We start from the raw sequence: 17,250 nt of genomic DNA on the forward strand, positions 1-17,250 counted from the left end.
TTTGCCAAAAATAATAAAACGCCTTTATAAATTGATATAAAGGCGTTTTTATTTATTGGAATAAAACGATATTCTAATTTTCTTCTTTCAAAGAAGATATCTGATCAGCTTCAGTCGAAGTTTCAAAATCTGAAACATTGATAACTGAAACAATTTCAGGTACATATTTTTTAATGGTCATTTCAACACCTGATTTTAATGTCATTTGGTTGACAGAACATGCTATACATGCACCTGTAAGGCGAACTTTTACAATATTATCTTCGACAGATACTAATTCGATATCGCCTCCATCTGAATTTAAGAATGGTCTAATTTCAGTTAAGGCCTTTTCAACTTCTGAATATTTTTCTTCTGGAGTCATGATCTTTTCTTTTTTTAATTTTTTGCTGAACAACCTGCCATCGTTGTAATACGAACGGCTTCTGTTGGAGGCAAAGTGTTGTTACGTTCTACTAAACTTTGTACTGTATTTCGTGCGATTTCTTTGTAAACATTAGCGACAACAGTATCTTCTTGCATTGCAGCTGGACGACCAATGTCGGCAGCTTCGCGAATAGATTGTACAATTGGAATTTCACCTAAGAAAGGTACTCCAATTTGTTCTGCTAAGTTCTTTGCACCATTTTGTCCAAAGATATAATATTTGTTGTTAGGTAATTCTTCTGGTGTAAAATACGCCATATTTTCTACAATTCCTAAAACAGGAACATTAATAGCTTGCATTTGGAACATCCCAACTCCTTTTTTAGCATCTGCTAATGCTATGTTTTGAGGTGTAGAAACAACAACTGCTCCTGTGATTGGAACTTGTTGAACGATAGATAAATGAATATCTCCTGTTCCAGGAGGTAAATCAATTAATAAGAAATCTAATTCTCCCCAATGTGCATCACGAATCATTTGATTTAACGCTTTTGCAGCCATTGGTCCTCTCCAAACAATTGCTTGGTCTGTATCAGCAAAGAATCCGATTGATAAAATTTTGATTCCGTATGCTTCTACTGGTTTTATTTTTGTTTTTCCATTAACTTCTACAGAATATGGACGTGCATCTTGACAATCGAACATAATTGGCATAGAAGGTCCGTAGATATCAGCATCTAATAAACCAACTTTGAATCCCATGTTTGCTAAACTAATGGCTAAGTTTGATGAAACAGTAGATTTACCAACACCTCCTTTTCCTGAAGCGATCGCAATAATATTTTTAACACCTGGTAATTCAGTTCCTTTTATTTCGCTTGGATCTTTTTCTTCAACTTCAACAGAAATGTTAATTTTAAGATTTGCTCCAGGTAAACTTTCTTTAAATGCATTTTTTAATGCAACTTCTAAACGCTTGCGTTCGTGCATTGCTGGCGAAGGAGAAACAATATCCAAAATAATATCATTTCCCACAATTTGAGTGTTACGCATCCAATTACGAATACCCAACTCTTCTAATACTTGATATATTTGATCTCTTGTGTAAGCCATCTTTTAAATTTAATTATACAAAATTACGAAGAATCAAAGACTTTAAATAATCTAAAAACGTGATTTTAATTGTTTTGCTTTATAATTTGATAAATAGAGTTAATTTGATGTATATTTAAATTTTAAATCTAACTATGGAAGAGCATATTATTTATCTGACGAATATTAGAAAACAGATTATTGATGAGCTTGATCAACACTCTCTAGAGCAACTTCTTTATATACCTGTCGGCTATAAAAATAATTTGTTTTGGAATGCGGCTCATGTTTTAGCAACACAACAATTAATTCATTATTATTTAACTGACAATAGAATGTTGGTTGATATACAGTTTATTCAGAAGTATAAAAAAGGAACATTCGGGAATACTGATGTAACGGAAAAGGATGTGACTGAATTAAAAGAAATGTTGGAAAGTACGCCTATGCAAATGTTTAAGGATTATCGTTCGGAGAAATTATCGTATTATCGTTCGTATAAAACTAGTTTTGGAATGACATTGGAATCTATTGAAGATGCAATTTTGTATAACAATATTCACGAAGCTATGCATTTAGGTTATATGTTGTCAATGAAAAAAAATATTCCTTTTTAAAATCGAACATAGAATAAGAATTGAAATTCATACTTTTTTTGATTTTCAATGCATAAATTAAATCAACGATTAACATAAAAAAATCTCACTTTATTAAAATTAAAGTGAGATTTTTTTAATTATTATCGAATTGCTTTTATAGCTTCTTTAATTTGCTTGCGCGTGATAAAGAAAATGATAAAGTATAAAATAGCTCCTACAAAAATTACGAAAATATAGACATATGAATAGTCAATAGATTTATCTTTTAAAATAAAAGATAATGTTCGCGCGCTAGAAAATGTTAAAAGAATAAAAATTAATGTAATAATGTAAAACGGATAAGTGAGAAATGAAGGATTTATCATAAAATAAATGGAAATAATATTGAAAATCAAAGCAATTATTGAGTACAAATTATATTTTTGATAAGTTAGCATTGCTTTCTCATATTTAGAATTTCTTATCCGTCCAGTTAATTCTAGTTGATCCATTTTTATTCCTCTTTCTTCAAGAATTTGTATTGCAGCATTTCTTATTTCAATAGAATATCCATGTTGTTTGTATGATTTTACAACATCAATTAGCAGATTCGTCTGCATAGATTTTAACTTTTCAATTCGATTATCCATAGTAGTAGAGCGATTAATTATTTTATTTCCCAATGCTCCAAATCAGCGCTTTTTCTTTTGTAGCGCTGTAGATTGTAGCATGTTCTTCTTTAGGTTCTGGAGAATAATTCCATTGTAGATTTGGAAGATTTTCTTGTGTTAATATATTTTTTAAATCATCAGTAAAAGGTAAAATATCACTTGTTCCCGAACCTGCAAACCACAATTCTTTTGGAGTTGAAGGAAATTTTGCTAAATCATTTTTTGCATTCAATAACATTTTATGATCGTTCCACCAAAGCGAAGGATCAATTGCAATATAATAATCAAACATTTCGGGTTGTTTCAGAAAAGTTTCCATGATAAATAAACCAGCCAACGATTCGCCAATAATTCCTCTTTGAGATTGAGTACGATATTTTTTTGCGATCTCAGGAAATAATTCATCGTTTATAAAACTTCTAAATTCATCCGAATGTCCAACAATTGGCGCGACTTTTTTATCTTCTTCATTTTCGGTTATCGGAGTTAAATCTTTGCGACGTTGGATATTCTCAATTCCAACCAAAATAACAGGTTTTATTTTTTCTGAATTGATTAATTTTTCCAATGTATTTGCAACATGCGAAAAATCTTCCTTTATTCCGCCATCAGGCATATATAAAACAGTTAATGAATCTTTAGAAGTTGGATATTCTTTCGGGAACCAAACATTAATAATTCGTTTTTCATTCAGAATTTTAGAATCAATTGTAAATGTTTCGTGCCTTGGAATAGGATCGTCGTAAACAACTGGATTAGAGTTTTTACAAGAAGTCAAAAAAAGAATAAAAAGTATAAAAAATAAATAGTTAAAAATCGATTTCATGTGTTTTATGTTAATTATATAATAGTGCTTAATCAAATATACGAAAATCATAAACAATTGATTTTCTATTCATAAAAAAAGGTTGCTAATTTTAGCAACCTTTCTCGAATTATATTTTAGTATTTTTTAATATTCTAAAAATCTAACTTTATTTTCTATTGGTTGACGAACAGCTTCGGAAGATTCTCCGTCAAATTTTCCCATATAAAAAACACCAACACATTTTTCACCTTCTTCCATAGTTGTAAACTCATCAACATTTGCAATTACATTCGATGGAGAAGACCAATATGCACCAATGTTCAATGCACTTGCCATTAACCACATATTTTGAACAGCCATAGATGTTGCCGCTAATTCTTCCCATTCCGGATTTTTTTCTGTATTGATAAAGTTGATTAAAACAATTTTATTCGACTTATCGCATTTCTCAATTAATGCATTTATTTTTCTGTCGCTTAACTGATCTGTCGGTGTTCCTTGTACATAAACACGTTTCACATATTCGCGAAAACGATCTTTTGCAGGACCTTCTAATACGACAAAACGCCAAGGTTCTGTTTTTTTGTGTGAAGGCGCCCAATTTGCAGCTTCAAAAATTAAATTCAATTCTTCGTGCTTAATTTCTTCTCCATTGTATTGAGGAGGAAATATAGAGCGTCTATTTTTTATGATTGATAATAAATCGTTTGCATTCATAATTCTAACAATTATTAATTTTATTCTATTACTAATAAATAATAAAGCAAATTTACATTAATTTCAATTAAACTAACCTAAGATAAAAACATTAGATTACAACAATAATCGTAACATTTACAATTGGTAACATAATGATTTATTTTATATTAAAGGTATGATTTTAATAGATATAAAAAAACAGAAATTGATCGACTTGGTACAAATCAAGAATAATATTAATTTTAGCGAATGTTAGCAAAGCATTCTATTTTTACGAAAATGAATGAATTGGGAGCGACAAAAGTTCCCTTTTTTTTTATGATCGATTTTTTGAAAGAAAATGGAGAAGTAATTCCGTTAAATGAATTACCAAATGATATAAAATTTGAAATAGATTCGATGAAAAAAGAATCTTTCCAAAAAGATTTTAAATTCAATAAATACCCGATTTCTTTTGACGAATATTTACCAAAATTCAATTATGTTCACGATAATCTTTTGTTCGGAAATTCGTATTTAACGAATTTAACACTTCCCACAAAAATAGAAACCGATTTAACATTGGATGAGGTTTATAAATTCTCACAAGCAAAGTATAAGATCAAATATAAAGAGGATTTTGTATGTTTTTCTCCCGAACGTTTTGTGAAAATTGAACATCAAAAAATCTTTTCAAATCCAATGAAAGGAACAATCGATGCTTCGATTCCGAATGCGGAAGAACTTATTTTGGATGATGAAAAAGAAGCTGCTGAACATGCAACAATTGTAGATTTAATTAGAAATGATTTAAGTCTAGTTTCCACAAATGTGGAGGTGACAAATTATCGTTATATCGACTTGGTAAAAACAAACGAAAAAACATTGTTGCAAGTAAGTTCTGAAATTAAAGGTGATTTGAATGATGATTATTGCCAAAATTTAGGAACAATTTTCGATCAGCTTTTACCTGCAGGTTCCATTTGTGGAGCACCAAAAAAGAAAACAGTTGAGATTATTCTAGAAGCCGAAAAATACAATCGAAATTTCTATACAGGAGTTTTTGGGGTTTTTGATGGAAAAAATCTTGACAGTGCAGTAATGATTCGTTTTATTGAAAATAATGAAGGCGAATTATTTTTTAAAAGTGGAGGAGGAATAACCGCAAAAAGTAATGCAAAAGCAGAATACGAAGAATTAATTCAGAAAGTATATGTTCCAATTTATTGAATCGATTTGTTGTGTTGATAAACAACTTCGAAATTTAGAATTTCATCAAGCGAGATTTGATCGAACAAGAAATGATAATTTTAGTGAAATCAATCCGATTTTGTTGAATGAAATAATCACTTTTCAAACAGATTTAACGGAAGAAAAATATAAAGTAAGAATTGTTTATGATCGTGAAATTCAATCTGTAGAATTTCAACCATATGAAATCAAACCAATTGAAACGATTCGAATTTTTGAAATTGAAAATAAAATCGATTATTCTTACAAATACTTAGATCGATGGTTTTTTGATGAATTTTTAAAAGAATCAAAAACAGATGATTTGGTATTGGTGAAATCAAATTATATCACAGATTGCATCTATTCGAATATTGTTTTCTTTGACGGTTCGCAATGGATTACGCCAAGAAGTTTTTTATTGAAAGGAACCATGAGAGAAGCTTTGTTGGAATCAGGCGAAATAATTCAGAAAAATATAAAAGTTGCAGATTTGGTTCATTTCAAATCTTTCAAAAGAATCAATGCAATGATGAATTTACAAGAAAGTCAAGAATTAGACATTTCCTTACTTGTAAAATAACTCTATAAAATTGATAGAGTTTTATTTGTGTATTTATTTTTTAACATTATCTTTGCATAACTTATCAAGAAAGGTGGAGGGATTGGCCCTGTGAAACCTTAGCAACCAGATGACTTATAATCTAAGGTGCTAAATCCAACCTATTAAAGGGAAAGATGAGTAAAAGTATTTCACTTTTATCTGTTGGTTTCTTGAGAGTTTTATGAAAATTATACATGAAAAGAAACAAATTTTTACTTGCTTCATTCGCATTTATTTGCGCATCAACACTTTTCGCTCAAGAAGTTGAAAAAGAGGAAACAAATCTTAATGAAGTTATCTTAATTGGTGGTCGTACATCTGAAAGAACAGTTGTTAATTCGTCAGTTCCTGTCGATATTATCGACGTTGAGAAATTGAAAACATCTTCACCTCAATTGAGTGTAAATGATATTTTGAATGTTGTTATTCCTTCTTTTAACTCAGTTCGTCAATCTTCTGCCGATGGAACAGAACATATAGATCCAGTTACATTACGAGGAATGGGACCAGATCAAGTTTTGGTTTTAATTAATGGAAAAAGACGACATACGACTTCTTTAGTAAACTATCAAAATACGGTGGGAAATGGATCTGTTGGAACAGATTTAGGCGCAATTCCAATCTCGGCAATCGATAAAATTGAGGTTTTACGTGATGGTGCAGCTGCGCAATATGGTTCTGATGCGATTGCGGGAGTTGTAAACATTGTTTTGAAATCTAAACCAGGAGGAGAAGTTTCTTTAACTTATGGTCAAACATCTCGAAATGATGGAGAAACTTATAATTTTAACGGAAGCTATGGAGCTAAATTAGGACAATCTGGTTCGATTGTTTTTTCTGCTGTTGTAAGTGAACGTAAGAAGACAAGTCGTTCAAAAGATCATAATTTAGGTATTTTTGGAGATGATTTTGCGTACGATTTTGCAAATGATCCAGATGCGGCAAGAGCTGCAGATGATGCAAAAATTGCTGCTTTAGGACTTTCGAGAAAAGATTTTAGATTTCAAATTGGTGATGCAGCAATCAAAAATCAACAGTTTTTTGTCAATGCAGAAACAGCAATTAATGATCGTTTAGATTTTTATTCATTTGGTGGAGTTTCGTTACGTCAAGGAAATGGATTTGGTTTTAGAAAATTACCAAGAGATTTATCTCAGGAAGCATTAAAGGTCTATCCTAATGGATTTCAGTCTGTTTTAAAATCAAATGTGAATGATTATTCAAACTCAACAGGATTACGTTATTCGTATGATGGATGGAAAATAGATTTGAGTAATACTTTAGGTTTAAACTCTTTTAAATATGACTTAAAAAATTCCATAAATCAGATATTAGGAGTTGATTCTCCTACCGATTTTTATGCAGGAAAACATCAATTTTTACAAAATACGGTCAATTTAGATTTTTCAAAACGAATCAATCAAAATGTTAGTTTAGCTTTTGGAGGAGAGTATCGTTATGAACAATATAAAATAGAAGCTGGAGATGAAGCTTCTTATGTAGGAAAAGGTTCTGAAACATTTTCAGGTTTTTCTCCTTTAAATGCTGTAAAAGGTGATCGTCATTCAGTTGCAGCTTATGTAGATGGAGAATTAAAATTTGGAGATTTTACAGCTGATTTAGCAGGACGTTTCGAAAATTATTCTGATTTCGGAAGTACAATCAACGGAAAATTAGCACTTAGATATGAATACATAAAAGGCTATTCGATTCGTGGAGCAATTTCAACAGGATTTAGAGCACCTTCTTTACAACAAAAATATTTCAGTAATTCTTATTCTGATTTATTTATTGATGATAATGGAAATCAAGTCTTGATAAATAAAGTTATTGTAAGAAATGATTCAGATTTATCTCGAGAAATTGGTTTAGATAAATTGAAAGAAGAAAAATCAATCAATGCAAGTTTAGGTTTAACGTTTCGTCCAACTTCAAAATTATTCATCACATTGGATGGATATTTCATCAGAGTAAATGATAGAGTAGTGCTAACATCTGATATTACAAATCCAGTATTAGAAGCGAATGGGATTGCTGCTGCTCGTATCTTTACCAATGCTATCGATACAGAAACAAAAGGTTTGGATTTAGTTGTTTCTTATGATACACGATTAGGTCAAGGTAAATTCAATGCGAGTTTATCTGGAAATATAAACGAAACTAAAATTGTAGATTATCATTTTCCAAAAGCACTAACAATTTCTACTGAAGAATTTTTTGGACCAGATCAAGTTAATATTATCGAATCTTTAAGTCCAAAAACAAAAGCAACTTTAGGATTAAATTATGCAATTTCTGGATTTAATTTTATGTTGCGTAATACTTATTTCGGAAAAGTGAAAAGAGATGGTTATCCTTGGGGAAGTGTTCAACAACATACAGGAAAAGTTGTAACAGATGCTTCTATTGGTTATAATATTACAAAGAATTTTAACTTCACAATTGGGGCAAATAATTTATTCGATGTATTTCCTGATAAACAAGTTTACGAGAATTCGTATTATGGTGTTTTTCCATATGCGCCAGTTCAAATGGGAATGACAGGAGCATATTATTTTGCGCGAGCAAGTTTTAAATTTTAATCAATAATAAAATATTCAAAGTGTCAATTTTAATGTAAATTCAGCATTCAATTGGCACTTTTTTGTGTATGAAACATTCTAAAATTGGTTGGAAAACCGCAGCAGCATTAGTTATTTCGAATATGATCGGAACTGGTGTATTTACTAGTTTAGGTTATCAAATTTCTGATCTCAAAAATACATCTTCTATCTTATTGCTATGGTCAATAGGAGGATTATTAGCATTGATTGGCGCTTTTATTTATTCAGAATTAGCTTCAAAATTTAAACAATCAGGAGGAGATTATATTTATTTGTCCCGAACATTTCATCCTGTTTTTGGTTATTTATCAAGTTGGATTTCTTTGTTCGTTGGTTTCTCTGCACCGATTTCTTTGGCTGCTTTGGCAATGGGAAAATATTTGAATGTTTTTGGATTAGATTTTGGAAAAGAATTCGCCATAGTAATGATTTTAATTGTTGCAATTTTTCAATCATTTAGCCTAAACTTAAGTAGTAAATTTCAAAATATTTTTACTATTCTGAAAGTTGGTTTTATCTTGATTCTAATTGCTTTAGGTTTTTATTTTGCTCCAGCAGTTGAGCCAAATGCTATACTTTTTGATTCTTCATGGAAAGACGAACTTTTGTTACCAGCATTTGCGACATCTTTGGTTTATGTCACATTTGCGTATACAGGCTGGAATTCGGCTTCTTATATTATTGAAGAAATTGATCAACCCAAAAAAAACTTGCCAAAAGCATTATTTCTAGGTGTTATTTTTGTTACGATTTCTTATGTATTATTAAATTATGTTTTCCTAAAACATGCTTCTTCATCAGCTTTAGCTGGGCAAGAAAATGTAGCTAATATTTCATTTGGTAATTTACTTGGAAACAATGTAAAATGGGTCAGTTGTTTTATTGCTTTACAATTAATAGCAACGATTAGTGGTTATTTGTGGATTGGTTCTCGCTTAACACAAGCAACAGCGCGCGAAAATAAACTGTGGAGTTTTATGGCAAAAGAGAATAAAAATAGAATTCCAGTTCGTGCAATTTGGGTGCATACAGGAATAAGTATTTTATTGATTTTTTCTGGCGATTTCGAAGTGATTTTTACGTACACTTCTTTTGTTTTACAAATTTTAGCAACATTAGCAGTTTGTACAGCATTCTTTATTAAGAAAGATCAATTAACTATTATCAAAAGTAAATTATTTTACGTATTACCTGCGATTTTCTTAGCGTTTAGCTTGTATATCTGTTATTTCGTTTTGATGCAAAAACCAAAAGAAAGTATATTTGGTTTAGGAATTATTGGTTTAGGAATTATCCTTTTCTACTTTGATAAACGAATAGAGAACAAGAATTAAAAAAAGTAATTTATAATAACAGAAAACCCACTCAATATGTTGAGTGGGTTTTTATTTTTAATCTTTTATTCCGTTAAAAATATATTGCAAAATTGGATTTATTTCTGGATTTTCCAGATGTTTTTTGAAAATTTTGGTATAATATTTCGGTTTATTAATCATTTTACGTTCAACTAATTCGTCAATCGTATCAATGTATTCAACAGAAGTTTTTCCGATTAATAAATTATCCAAAGAATGACCTTGATCGACATAATTTAAAATCGTTTTCAAACCTTTTAAATAAAGCGCATCTTTTGTAAATCCGCCACCACGATAAACGCGAGTTGTTAGATAAAATGCATCTTCTGGTTGCATTTTGTATTCTTCCATCAAAATCATAAATGTTTCGTTGAAAGTTTTTCCGCTGGTCAACATATGAACAGCCATAACGCGTAAACCAAGTTCTCTTAATCGATTATGATTAATAGAATCAGTATAATATTCACTTAAAATGGCTAAACCTTCTTGCGTCAAAGTATTAACGGGTAAACCAATGCTGAAAATTTTCAATGGTTGATCCAAAGCATTCATCGTTGTTACCATATGAACTCCGATTTCATGCTCGATTAATCCATTTGTAAAACGCTTATCAAACTTAACTCCTCGCTTGATGACAACTTTTCTTTTGCTATTAATAACAAGTGCTTTCGAAGCAATATCATCTGAAACTTCAATGTTAAATTTGAAACCATAATCATTTGTAGCATTTTTAAAGAGATTGACAACTTCTTCTTCTGTATAATCGCCTTGTTTATCCATTCTAAATTCTGGACAATAAAGGATAAAGTTTGCATTCTCAATATCTTTTTTCGTTGGTTCACCAAAATAACGTAACGAATTGTATAAAAATTTATCCGTTCCGAGATTTGCCAACAAATCTACCTTATCGAAATATGAGTTAATTGTATTAACATACATATTTTGAATACTAATATCATTGATTTTTTCGACTTTAATATTCGATAATTTTCGTTTAAATTCGAATGGATCAATGTTAAGAGGATTGTATTTAAATTGTGGTTCGTATGTATATTTTGAAGCTAAAAACTTCTTCTTTTCAAATTCTAAGTTTATTGGATTGATAACACTTAACAATTCAAAATTATTCACCAATTGATACAATTGTTTATCAATTTTTACCAAATCAGATTCTAATTCATTGTGTAAAATATTGACTTGTTTAGAACCAACTTTATATGTTGTTTCTGTTTTTACAAACTTGTATGCATGATTAAGAATTGCCGATTTAAAACCTTCTTTGATCTGATTAATAATTTCAGGAAAAGATTCGCCAGACAATTCGTCACAATAAATTTTAGAAACTTCTGTGGCTAAAACTAATGTATTCTGGAATCGATTTGTGACAAATTCTAACAAATATCCGCGTCCATAAAAGACATCATTTATTGCAGAATAATTATGAATATTTTCTAACTCAATATTAGCCAATTCATCGCGCCAGCTTTCTACATAATTTCCATAACGTTCGTTATTTATACGTTCTGCACCAATATTGAAAACAGGAACTGGTCGATCCCAACGTTTCCAATTGTAGGAATGAATGTCATAAACTAAACATGATTTGAATTTGGATTCTAGTTTATTAATTAAAGCTTCTAAAACTTCATAAAAAGCATGATGTTTCGCAATGCTTTTTTGTTTTTGAGAAACCGATAAAGGTTCTTTCCAAACTTGTTTTCCCCAAGCCTCTTCGTATACAGCAGTTTCAGGACCGCGATTCAAATCATATTCAAAACGTGAATCACATCCTTTAATTACGATAGGAAATGTTTCGACAAATTCAGCAGTATGCGGATCTTCTTCGTACCAACGTTCATAATTACTCAATAAACATTTTTCGCGAATATCTTCACGCATTTGTCCACCATCGTGGATTGCTGCACATACATAAGGAATGTATTCGTCGATTTTTATTTTGAATGATTCGTCTTCTGCATAAGCTTCAAATACGATTTCATTCTCAATATTATCTATAATTTGCTGTATAGTTAAGGTTTTCATGCTTTAAATTCTTTATATTTTTCCAATAACATCGAGATAATTTGTTTCTGAATTTCGGTGTTATTGTTTACATTGTTGTGAGGAACAATTCCTCCAGGACTTACGACATTTAGCTCAACCATTTTTCCGTTAATCAAATCGATTCCGCAAAAATAAATTCCATCTTCATTTAGTTGTTTTCCTATTTTTCGGCACAATTCTAATTCATGTTCGCTCATGTCATGCTTAATTGCAGAACCACCAGCCGAAATGTTAGAACGATGATCTCCTTCAGCAGGAACTCGCATAATTGCACCAATAGGTTCTCCATTAATCACGATTGCGCGAACATCACCTTTTTCTGCACCATCTATATAATTTTGACAAATAATAGGTTGAGAATTTCCGGTATGATTGATATAAAAATCGCAAATCGAGCTTAAGTTACCAATATTTTTTCGTTCGAAAAGTATAACACCTTTTCCTCCCATTCCATCTAATGGTTTGATGATGAATTTTTCGAAATTATTTTCTTCCACAAATGATTTTATCAAATCAATATCTTTTGAGATAAGTGTTTGAGGAACAATATTTTCTTGACCATCATCAAAAGAAGCAGCGTATATTTTATTATTTGCTTTGCGTAATCCCGAAATTTTATTCACGAAGAAGACTTTATCTTCGATTAATTCTAACATATTTAATAAAAGCGAATCTATTGGAGGATCAGCTCTCATAAAAACTATATCAAATTCGGTTAAATCTTTTACACTACTTTCAAATTTCATGGTATGATAAAATTCTACACAATCATTTGTTTCTGTAGTAATCATTTTTTTACAATTGCCGACAACCTTTCCTTTGGAAATAGAGATATCTTTTTTTGTTAAATAGGATACTTCAAAACCACGGTCTACGCATTCTTTAATAATTCGCATTGTGGTATCTTTACTTGGTTCAACCTTGTCCCAAGGATACATTACGAAGCATATTTTCATATAAATAAAAGGGGTATTAAAATCAATGCAATAATAACTAAAAGTTTGATACAAAAATAGTCTATAAAAAAATATTATTTTTCACTCATTTTATATTTTAAATTGATTTAATATCAGTTTGTTAATAATCTAATTGAAATTAATTTTTAATTTTCAAAATAGCTGTAAATGTTTTGATTTTAACTAAAATTTTATAATAAATGATTAAAATATTTATTTCAATTAATGATAAGTTCATTTTATGTTAAAGAAATAAAGTTTTCATATCAACAAAAAAAATCTGAAGCCTAAACTTCAGATTTTTTTATGTTTTTTAATCTAAAAATTGTTTGTGAATTGAAAACTATAATTGCTAAAAGTATCAAACTATAACCGATCATTTGCATCGATGAAATAGGTTCTTTGTAATAGAAAATTGCCAAAATAAAATTCATTATTGGATTTAAATAAATTAAAATACCAACCGTTGAAGAATCAATCCCTTTTAGTGCAAAATTATTTAGGAACATTGGAATGATGGTGAATAAAACGACAATCATCATAATACATTTATAGAAAATTGTCTCTGTTGGAATTGGCCCTGAAAAGAAGAAAGCTAAAGGTGACATCAAAATAGCTACAATTAATAATTGTGTCATCAATAAATTAAAACTATCAAAAACATTCAAACTTCTTTGAATAATGATATATAATGCGAATGAACATGCTACAATTAAACTATAAACCAAGTCAATAAAATGACCAAAAGAAAGTACTAAACATGCTAAAAAACTAATCCCAACCGCAATCCATTTTATTTTTGTCAAATGTTCTTTTAAAATCACAAAAGCCAAAACAGTTGTAATAATTGGGCAAACTAAATACGAAAGTGAAGCTGCTTGTACGCTAATATGATTCATCACAATAATGAACATCAACCAATTTATCATCAGGATCAACGAGCCTCCTATAATTAAACTTCCTAATTTTCTCTGCTTCTTTTTATCAAAAGATTTGATCAAAGCAAAATCAGCTTTCATTTTATTTCGACGAAATCCTACATTAATCAAAACTAAAAAGAAAACAGATACATAAAGTCTAAAAAACAAAATATCTAATGGTGGATAATGTGCGATTGGTTTCAATCCAAAGCTAAAAAACCCCCATAAAAAATAGGTTACAATGGCTGCAATGATGTATTTTGATTGATTCATAAAAGAAGTGTCAATTTGTACAAATGTATCGAATATCCAATTTGGAAATGACTATTTTTGTTTTAAATTTTATAGGAATGGAGAATCTTTTTACAGACGAATATTTTATGCGAATTGCCTTTCAAGAAGCGGTAACTGCTTTCGAGCGAGACGAAATTCCTGTTGGAGCTGTTATTGTTTGTAACAATAAAATCATTGCAAAAACACATAATTTAACCGAGACATTAATTGATGTTACTGCGCATGCCGAAATGCAAGCGATCACATCTGCTGCTAGCTATTTGGGTGGAAAATATTTACAAAATTGTACGTTGTATGTTACTTTAGAACCTTGTGTTATGTGTGGAGGAGCTTTGTATTGGAGCCAAATCTCGAAAGTGGTTTATGGTGCTTCAGATGAAAAACGAGGATTTAAAGCAAAAATTGGTGAATTGCATCCAAAAACTGAAATTGTTTCAGGAATAATGGAAGATGAATGTGCCCAATTAATGAAAGAGTTTTTTCAACGTAAACGCTAAATTGATTTTAAAATCGATAAAACTTCGTCATAATTTTCAATGTAAGCCATATGTCCGCCTTCAAGTTTATACAAATGAATATTAGACAAATCTGGAATCAATGTTAAAAATAATTCAGGATTAACTGTTTCATCCTGCAAGCCAACAATGATATATATTCCACCTTTAAAATCATACAAAATAGAAGAACGATCTGGACGTTCTCGCATTCCTTTCAAAGCAGTACAAACCCCATCAATTGGTGTTTTTAAGGCAATTTCTTTTATAAATTTTAGTTCTTCTTTGAACTTATCACGATTCTGAGAAGCAAATAAAGCAGGCATACTAAAACTAACCAATGCATTGAAATTTTTTCGAGCCGTTTCACAGGCTTTCAAACGTTGATTTTTCTTTGCCTCGTCATCAGGTAAAGTCGAGGAATTCATCAAAACAATATTTTCAACACGTTCTGGAAAAAGATCTGCTAATGCACTAGTAACATAACCGCCCATTGAATGTCCTACAAAAGTTGCTTTTTTAAGATTTAATTCATCTAAAATCTCAATCACTTTTTCGGCCATTTCTTCCATTGTATTTACGTCGTGTAAATTTTCTGAATTTCCATGCCCAGGTAAATCTATTGTAATAATTTGATGATCATTTATTAAATCATTTTTTAAACGATTCCATATTTCATGATTTTCTAAAAACCCATGAAGAAAAACAAAAGGTTTTCCAACGCCAATATTTTCGTAAAACAACATATTTTGGTTCAGAATTTGTAATTATATAATACACAAATTTACAATAATGAAAAAATATAGTCCTATAATAATACTTTCAGTAGCAATTGGCGCTATAATTATTTATTGTATAAATAGAGATAAGCCTTTTATATCAGGAAATTTTCATCAAAAAGAAATTAAAAAGGATTCTTCTTTTCAAGAAATTGCTCTGGCTTCGCCAAAACAGATAAATAATACAGAGTTAAAATTAATTCAAGGAAAAGGTAGTTTTGAAATAAAAAAAGAAGCAAAAGAACAACAAACTTTTAGCTTCAGGAATGATTCTTCTTCAGCTGTTTTTATTCAAATAATCCCTCAAAATAAAAATGGAAACATCAGAATAAATCAACTTATTTCTCCAAGTGATAAAAAAGATGGTCCATTTGGACAAGAAATCAATTATAAGTTAACCGAAAAAGGCTTGTATCAAATACGAATTGGAGAAAGTTTGATGCAAGGCGATCCATTTGAAGGAAAATATACCTTGAAATTGCAGTTAAAATAGTTACTTTTACATCAGAATTTTTCTGTTATGAAATGGACTTTTATCGCTTTTATTGCATTAATTATACTTTATAGTTGCGAAGATAAATCTACGCCAACCATTTATCCAAGTAAAATTGGAGTTGATTCTGCTTATAAAAATTTAGTAAAAAAGGATAATCCTACAACAGAAGATGTGATGAAAGAAGATGTTGTAAAAACAGCTAATTCACAGAAAAAAATCGTAAAAAAGCCTCAGCAAAAAATTGTAGCTAAAACAGATAAAATTGTTCCGCTAAGTGCAAATAACACAACCGAAAATCTTGAAGTAAGTTATGCAAAAGCAAAGGCTGAACCTACTAAAATAGCTGGACAAACTAATACGTTTACCTTCGATGCCGATTCTGCAAAAAAAGTTTGGATCAAGATTTCTGCACAAGATTCTACAGCAAATATTCGAATTAATCACATCAAAGGACCAGTTGATTCTATAAAAGGAGGACCTTTTGGGAAAGAAACTATTTTCGAATTACCTGCGCGCGGTGTTTATCAATTTTCTATTTCTGAGAAACCTACAAATCCGAAACCTTACGCTGGGAAATATAAAGTTGAGTTGAAATTATTGTGGAAATAAATCTATTTATAATAGATTTTATAGTTAAGCGAATAATCTTTCAGAATATCTTGTTTTCTCATTTCTGAATTTATTTCATAATACAAATCAACTAATCGTTTTGTTTGAATCAGGTCGAAATAACCATTTCCTTCTGGACAAAAAGGATTTTCGTACGCTGTTTCTAAACCAATAAAATAATTTTTAGCTTCGGAAGGTTTAAGTTTTAAATGAATCGGAAAAATATATTTTCCTTGATAATCTTTATCCACTTCAAACCATTTTTCTGCAATTAAACTCTGTTTATCTGTAATCGATTTTAGAATAATTGGTTTGAAATAATAATATTCGTTGCAATAATTTTTCTTTTTCACTTTTGTTTCAAACAAAATCTCAATTGCGACAATCTCTATTTCTTTCTCATTTGGAAGTAATAAAGTTGAAAATATTTTGAGTCCAAAACTTGTATTATCTGTTAATCTTTCAACTTTTTTGAACGTTGGTCGAAATTGTTTGAAATTGGAATAATTTACAACTTCAAGCTGATTGAGATTAATTGTATCCAATTCTTGAGCAAAACTGAAAGTAGAAAGTAATAAACAAAGAATAAATTTCATTTGATTAAAATAAAAAAGTCTGAACCTAAATTCAGACTTTAAAATTATAATTATTCG

The 17,250-nt window shown here is 30.0% G+C and carries 18 protein-coding genes and 1 riboswitch; of the genes, 8 read left to right on the forward strand and 10 right to left on the reverse strand.

Annotated features, from left to right (window positions below):
* Nucleotides 1–73: 73 nt before the first annotated feature.
* Together ACMHJW_RS00200 and ACMHJW_RS00205 are read right to left on the reverse strand one after the other, a co-directional pair.
* Complete coding sequence (locus ACMHJW_RS00200; protein WP_114998704.1) at nucleotides 74–364, reverse strand: NifU family protein; 291 nt, start codon at nucleotides 362–364, stop codon at nucleotides 74–76.
* A 14-nt stretch (nucleotides 365–378) separates the two neighbouring features.
* Nucleotides 379–1,479: an Mrp/NBP35 family ATP-binding protein gene (locus ACMHJW_RS00205; RefSeq protein ID WP_413531508.1), complete on the reverse strand. Its 1,101-nt coding sequence runs from the start codon at nucleotides 1,477–1,479 to the stop codon at nucleotides 379–381.
* Nucleotides 1,480–1,613: 134 nt separating this feature from the next.
* Here ACMHJW_RS00205 and ACMHJW_RS00210 point away from each other — a divergent pair, with 134 nt between their 5' ends.
* Nucleotides 1,614–2,075 (forward strand): DinB family protein, encoded by a 462-nt coding sequence (locus ACMHJW_RS00210; protein ID WP_413531509.1) that lies wholly within the window; start codon nucleotides 1,614–1,616, stop codon nucleotides 2,073–2,075.
* A gap of 122 nt (nucleotides 2,076–2,197) precedes the next feature.
* On the opposite strand, the gene ACMHJW_RS00215 is transcribed toward ACMHJW_RS00210, so the two are convergent.
* From ACMHJW_RS00215 to ACMHJW_RS00225, 3 genes are all read right to left on the reverse strand, one after another.
* On the reverse strand, nucleotides 2,198–2,656 hold the full coding sequence (locus tag ACMHJW_RS00215) for a hypothetical protein (protein ID WP_413531510.1): 459 nt from the start codon (nucleotides 2,654–2,656) through the stop codon (nucleotides 2,198–2,200).
* A 52-nt stretch (nucleotides 2,657–2,708) separates the two neighbouring features.
* Nucleotides 2,709–3,533, reverse strand: coding sequence for an alpha/beta hydrolase (locus ACMHJW_RS00220; protein ID WP_413531511.1), 825 nt, complete (start codon nucleotides 3,531–3,533; stop codon nucleotides 2,709–2,711).
* A 126-nt stretch (nucleotides 3,534–3,659) separates the two neighbouring features.
* Entirely contained in the window at nucleotides 3,660–4,232 is a 573-nt protein-coding gene (locus tag ACMHJW_RS00225; protein ID WP_413531512.1) for a nitroreductase, read from the reverse strand.
* Between the two features lie 231 nt (nucleotides 4,233–4,463).
* On the opposite strand from ACMHJW_RS00225, the gene ACMHJW_RS00230 reads away from it, so the two are divergent.
* From ACMHJW_RS00230 to ACMHJW_RS00245, 4 genes are all read left to right on the forward strand, one after another.
* Nucleotides 4,464–5,423 carry an aminodeoxychorismate synthase component I gene (locus ACMHJW_RS00230; RefSeq protein WP_413531513.1) on the forward strand — a complete coding sequence of 320 codons (960 nt, stop codon included), beginning with the start codon at nucleotides 4,464–4,466 and terminating at the stop codon, nucleotides 5,421–5,423.
* Nucleotides 5,407–6,006, forward strand: a complete 600-nt coding sequence (locus ACMHJW_RS00235; protein ID WP_413531514.1) for an aminotransferase class IV — start codon at nucleotides 5,407–5,409, stop codon at nucleotides 6,004–6,006. The genes ACMHJW_RS00230 and ACMHJW_RS00235 overlap by 17 nt, the downstream gene beginning before the upstream one ends.
* 58 nt (nucleotides 6,007–6,064) lie before the next feature.
* Nucleotides 6,065–6,168: riboswitch (SAM riboswitch) on the forward strand.
* Between the two features lie 53 nt (nucleotides 6,169–6,221).
* Entirely contained in the window at nucleotides 6,222–8,609 is a 2,388-nt protein-coding gene (locus ACMHJW_RS00240) for a TonB-dependent receptor plug domain-containing protein (RefSeq protein WP_413531515.1), read from the forward strand.
* A 68-nt stretch (nucleotides 8,610–8,677) separates the two neighbouring features.
* Nucleotides 8,678–9,964 carry an APC family permease gene (locus ACMHJW_RS00245; protein ID WP_413531516.1) on the forward strand — a complete coding sequence of 429 codons (1,287 nt, stop codon included), beginning with the start codon at nucleotides 8,678–8,680 and terminating at the stop codon, nucleotides 9,962–9,964.
* A 57-nt stretch (nucleotides 9,965–10,021) separates the two neighbouring features.
* Here ACMHJW_RS00245 and ACMHJW_RS00250 read toward each other — a convergent pair whose 3' ends face one another.
* The 3 genes from ACMHJW_RS00250 to ACMHJW_RS00260 all read right to left on the reverse strand — a co-directional run bounded on the left by ACMHJW_RS00250 (nucleotide 10,022) and on the right by ACMHJW_RS00260 (nucleotide 14,198).
* Nucleotides 10,022–12,028 carry a flavohemoglobin expression-modulating QEGLA motif protein gene (locus ACMHJW_RS00250; protein WP_413531517.1) on the reverse strand — a complete coding sequence of 669 codons (2,007 nt, stop codon included), beginning with the start codon at nucleotides 12,026–12,028 and terminating at the stop codon, nucleotides 10,022–10,024.
* Nucleotides 12,025–13,005: a glutathione synthase gene (gene gshB / locus ACMHJW_RS00255; protein WP_413531518.1), complete on the reverse strand. Its 981-nt coding sequence runs from the start codon at nucleotides 13,003–13,005 to the stop codon at nucleotides 12,025–12,027. The genes ACMHJW_RS00250 and gshB overlap by 4 nt, the downstream gene beginning before the upstream one ends.
* Nucleotides 13,006–13,292: 287 nt before the next feature.
* Entirely contained in the window at nucleotides 13,293–14,198 is a 906-nt protein-coding gene (locus ACMHJW_RS00260) for an EamA family transporter (protein ID WP_413531519.1), read from the reverse strand.
* Between the two features lie 77 nt (nucleotides 14,199–14,275).
* On the opposite strand from ACMHJW_RS00260, the gene ACMHJW_RS00265 reads away from it, so the two are divergent.
* Nucleotides 14,276–14,716, forward strand: coding sequence for a nucleoside deaminase (locus ACMHJW_RS00265; RefSeq protein ID WP_413531520.1), 441 nt, complete (start codon nucleotides 14,276–14,278; stop codon nucleotides 14,714–14,716).
* Here ACMHJW_RS00265 and ACMHJW_RS00270 read toward each other — a convergent pair.
* The gene (locus tag ACMHJW_RS00270; protein WP_413531521.1) at nucleotides 14,713–15,459 is read right to left on the reverse strand and encodes an alpha/beta fold hydrolase; all 747 of its coding nucleotides are present in this window, start codon (nucleotides 15,457–15,459) and stop codon (nucleotides 14,713–14,715) included. The two genes, ACMHJW_RS00265 and ACMHJW_RS00270, sit on opposite strands and share 4 nt — an antisense overlap.
* A gap of 46 nt (nucleotides 15,460–15,505) precedes the next feature.
* Here ACMHJW_RS00270 and ACMHJW_RS00275 point away from each other — a divergent pair, with 46 nt between their 5' ends.
* Both ACMHJW_RS00275 and ACMHJW_RS00280 read left to right on the forward strand, forming a co-directional pair.
* On the forward strand, nucleotides 15,506–15,985 hold the full coding sequence (locus tag ACMHJW_RS00275) for a hypothetical protein (RefSeq protein ID WP_413531522.1): 480 nt from the start codon (nucleotides 15,506–15,508) through the stop codon (nucleotides 15,983–15,985).
* 27 nt (nucleotides 15,986–16,012) lie between these two features.
* Complete coding sequence (locus ACMHJW_RS00280; RefSeq protein ID WP_413531523.1) at nucleotides 16,013–16,597, forward strand: hypothetical protein; 585 nt, start codon at nucleotides 16,013–16,015, stop codon at nucleotides 16,595–16,597.
* Nucleotides 16,598–16,599: 2 nt separating this feature from the next.
* Here the strand turns inward: ACMHJW_RS00280 and ACMHJW_RS00285 are convergent, their stop codons facing one another.
* A complete protein-coding gene (locus ACMHJW_RS00285; RefSeq protein WP_413531524.1) occupies nucleotides 16,600–17,193 on the reverse strand; it encodes a hypothetical protein in 594 nt (197 codons plus the stop codon).
* Between the last annotated feature and the right edge of the window lie 57 nt (nucleotides 17,194–17,250).

Source organism: Empedobacter brevis, from assembly GCF_965118635.1.
In the GTDB taxonomy this organism is placed as follows: Bacteria; Bacteroidota; Bacteroidia; order Flavobacteriales; family Weeksellaceae; genus Empedobacter; species Empedobacter brevis_A.

Coding starts and splice junctions, on each gene's coding strand:
- ACMHJW_RS00210 (WP_413531509.1), top strand. CDS start 1,614: ATGGAAGAGCATATTATTTATCTGACGAATATTAGAAAACAGATTATT.
- ACMHJW_RS00225 (WP_413531512.1), bottom strand. CDS start 4,232: ATGAATGCAAACGATTTATTATCAATCATAAAAAATAGACGCTCTATA.
- ACMHJW_RS00280 (WP_413531523.1), top strand. CDS start 16,013: ATGAAATGGACTTTTATCGCTTTTATTGCATTAATTATACTTTATAGT.
- ACMHJW_RS00235 (WP_413531514.1), top strand. CDS start 5,407: ATGTTCCAATTTATTGAATCGATTTGTTGTGTTGATAAACAACTTCGA.
- ACMHJW_RS00205 (WP_413531508.1), bottom strand. CDS start 1,479: ATGGCTTACACAAGAGATCAAATATATCAAGTATTAGAAGAGTTGGGT.
- ACMHJW_RS00250 (WP_413531517.1), bottom strand. CDS start 12,028: ATGAAAACCTTAACTATACAGCAAATTATAGATAATATTGAGAATGAA.
- ACMHJW_RS00275 (WP_413531522.1), top strand. CDS start 15,506: ATGAAAAAATATAGTCCTATAATAATACTTTCAGTAGCAATTGGCGCT.
- gshB (WP_413531518.1), bottom strand. CDS start 13,005: ATGAAAATATGCTTCGTAATGTATCCTTGGGACAAGGTTGAACCAAGT.
- ACMHJW_RS00245 (WP_413531516.1), top strand. CDS start 8,678: ATGAAACATTCTAAAATTGGTTGGAAAACCGCAGCAGCATTAGTTATT.
- ACMHJW_RS00260 (WP_413531519.1), bottom strand. CDS start 14,198: ATGAATCAATCAAAATACATCATTGCAGCCATTGTAACCTATTTTTTA.
- ACMHJW_RS00230 (WP_413531513.1), top strand. CDS start 4,464: ATGTTAGCAAAGCATTCTATTTTTACGAAAATGAATGAATTGGGAGCG.
- ACMHJW_RS00200 (WP_114998704.1), bottom strand. CDS start 364: ATGACTCCAGAAGAAAAATATTCAGAAGTTGAAAAGGCCTTAACTGAA.
- ACMHJW_RS00270 (WP_413531521.1), bottom strand. CDS start 15,459: ATGTTGTTTTACGAAAATATTGGCGTTGGAAAACCTTTTGTTTTTCTT.
- ACMHJW_RS00265 (WP_413531520.1), top strand. CDS start 14,276: ATGGAGAATCTTTTTACAGACGAATATTTTATGCGAATTGCCTTTCAA.
- ACMHJW_RS00240 (WP_413531515.1), top strand. CDS start 6,222: ATGAAAAGAAACAAATTTTTACTTGCTTCATTCGCATTTATTTGCGCA.
- ACMHJW_RS00220 (WP_413531511.1), bottom strand. CDS start 3,533: ATGAAATCGATTTTTAACTATTTATTTTTTATACTTTTTATTCTTTTT.
- ACMHJW_RS00215 (WP_413531510.1), bottom strand. CDS start 2,656: ATGCAGACGAATCTGCTAATTGATGTTGTAAAATCATACAAACAACAT.
- ACMHJW_RS00285 (WP_413531524.1), bottom strand. CDS start 17,193: ATGAAATTTATTCTTTGTTTATTACTTTCTACTTTCAGTTTTGCTCAA.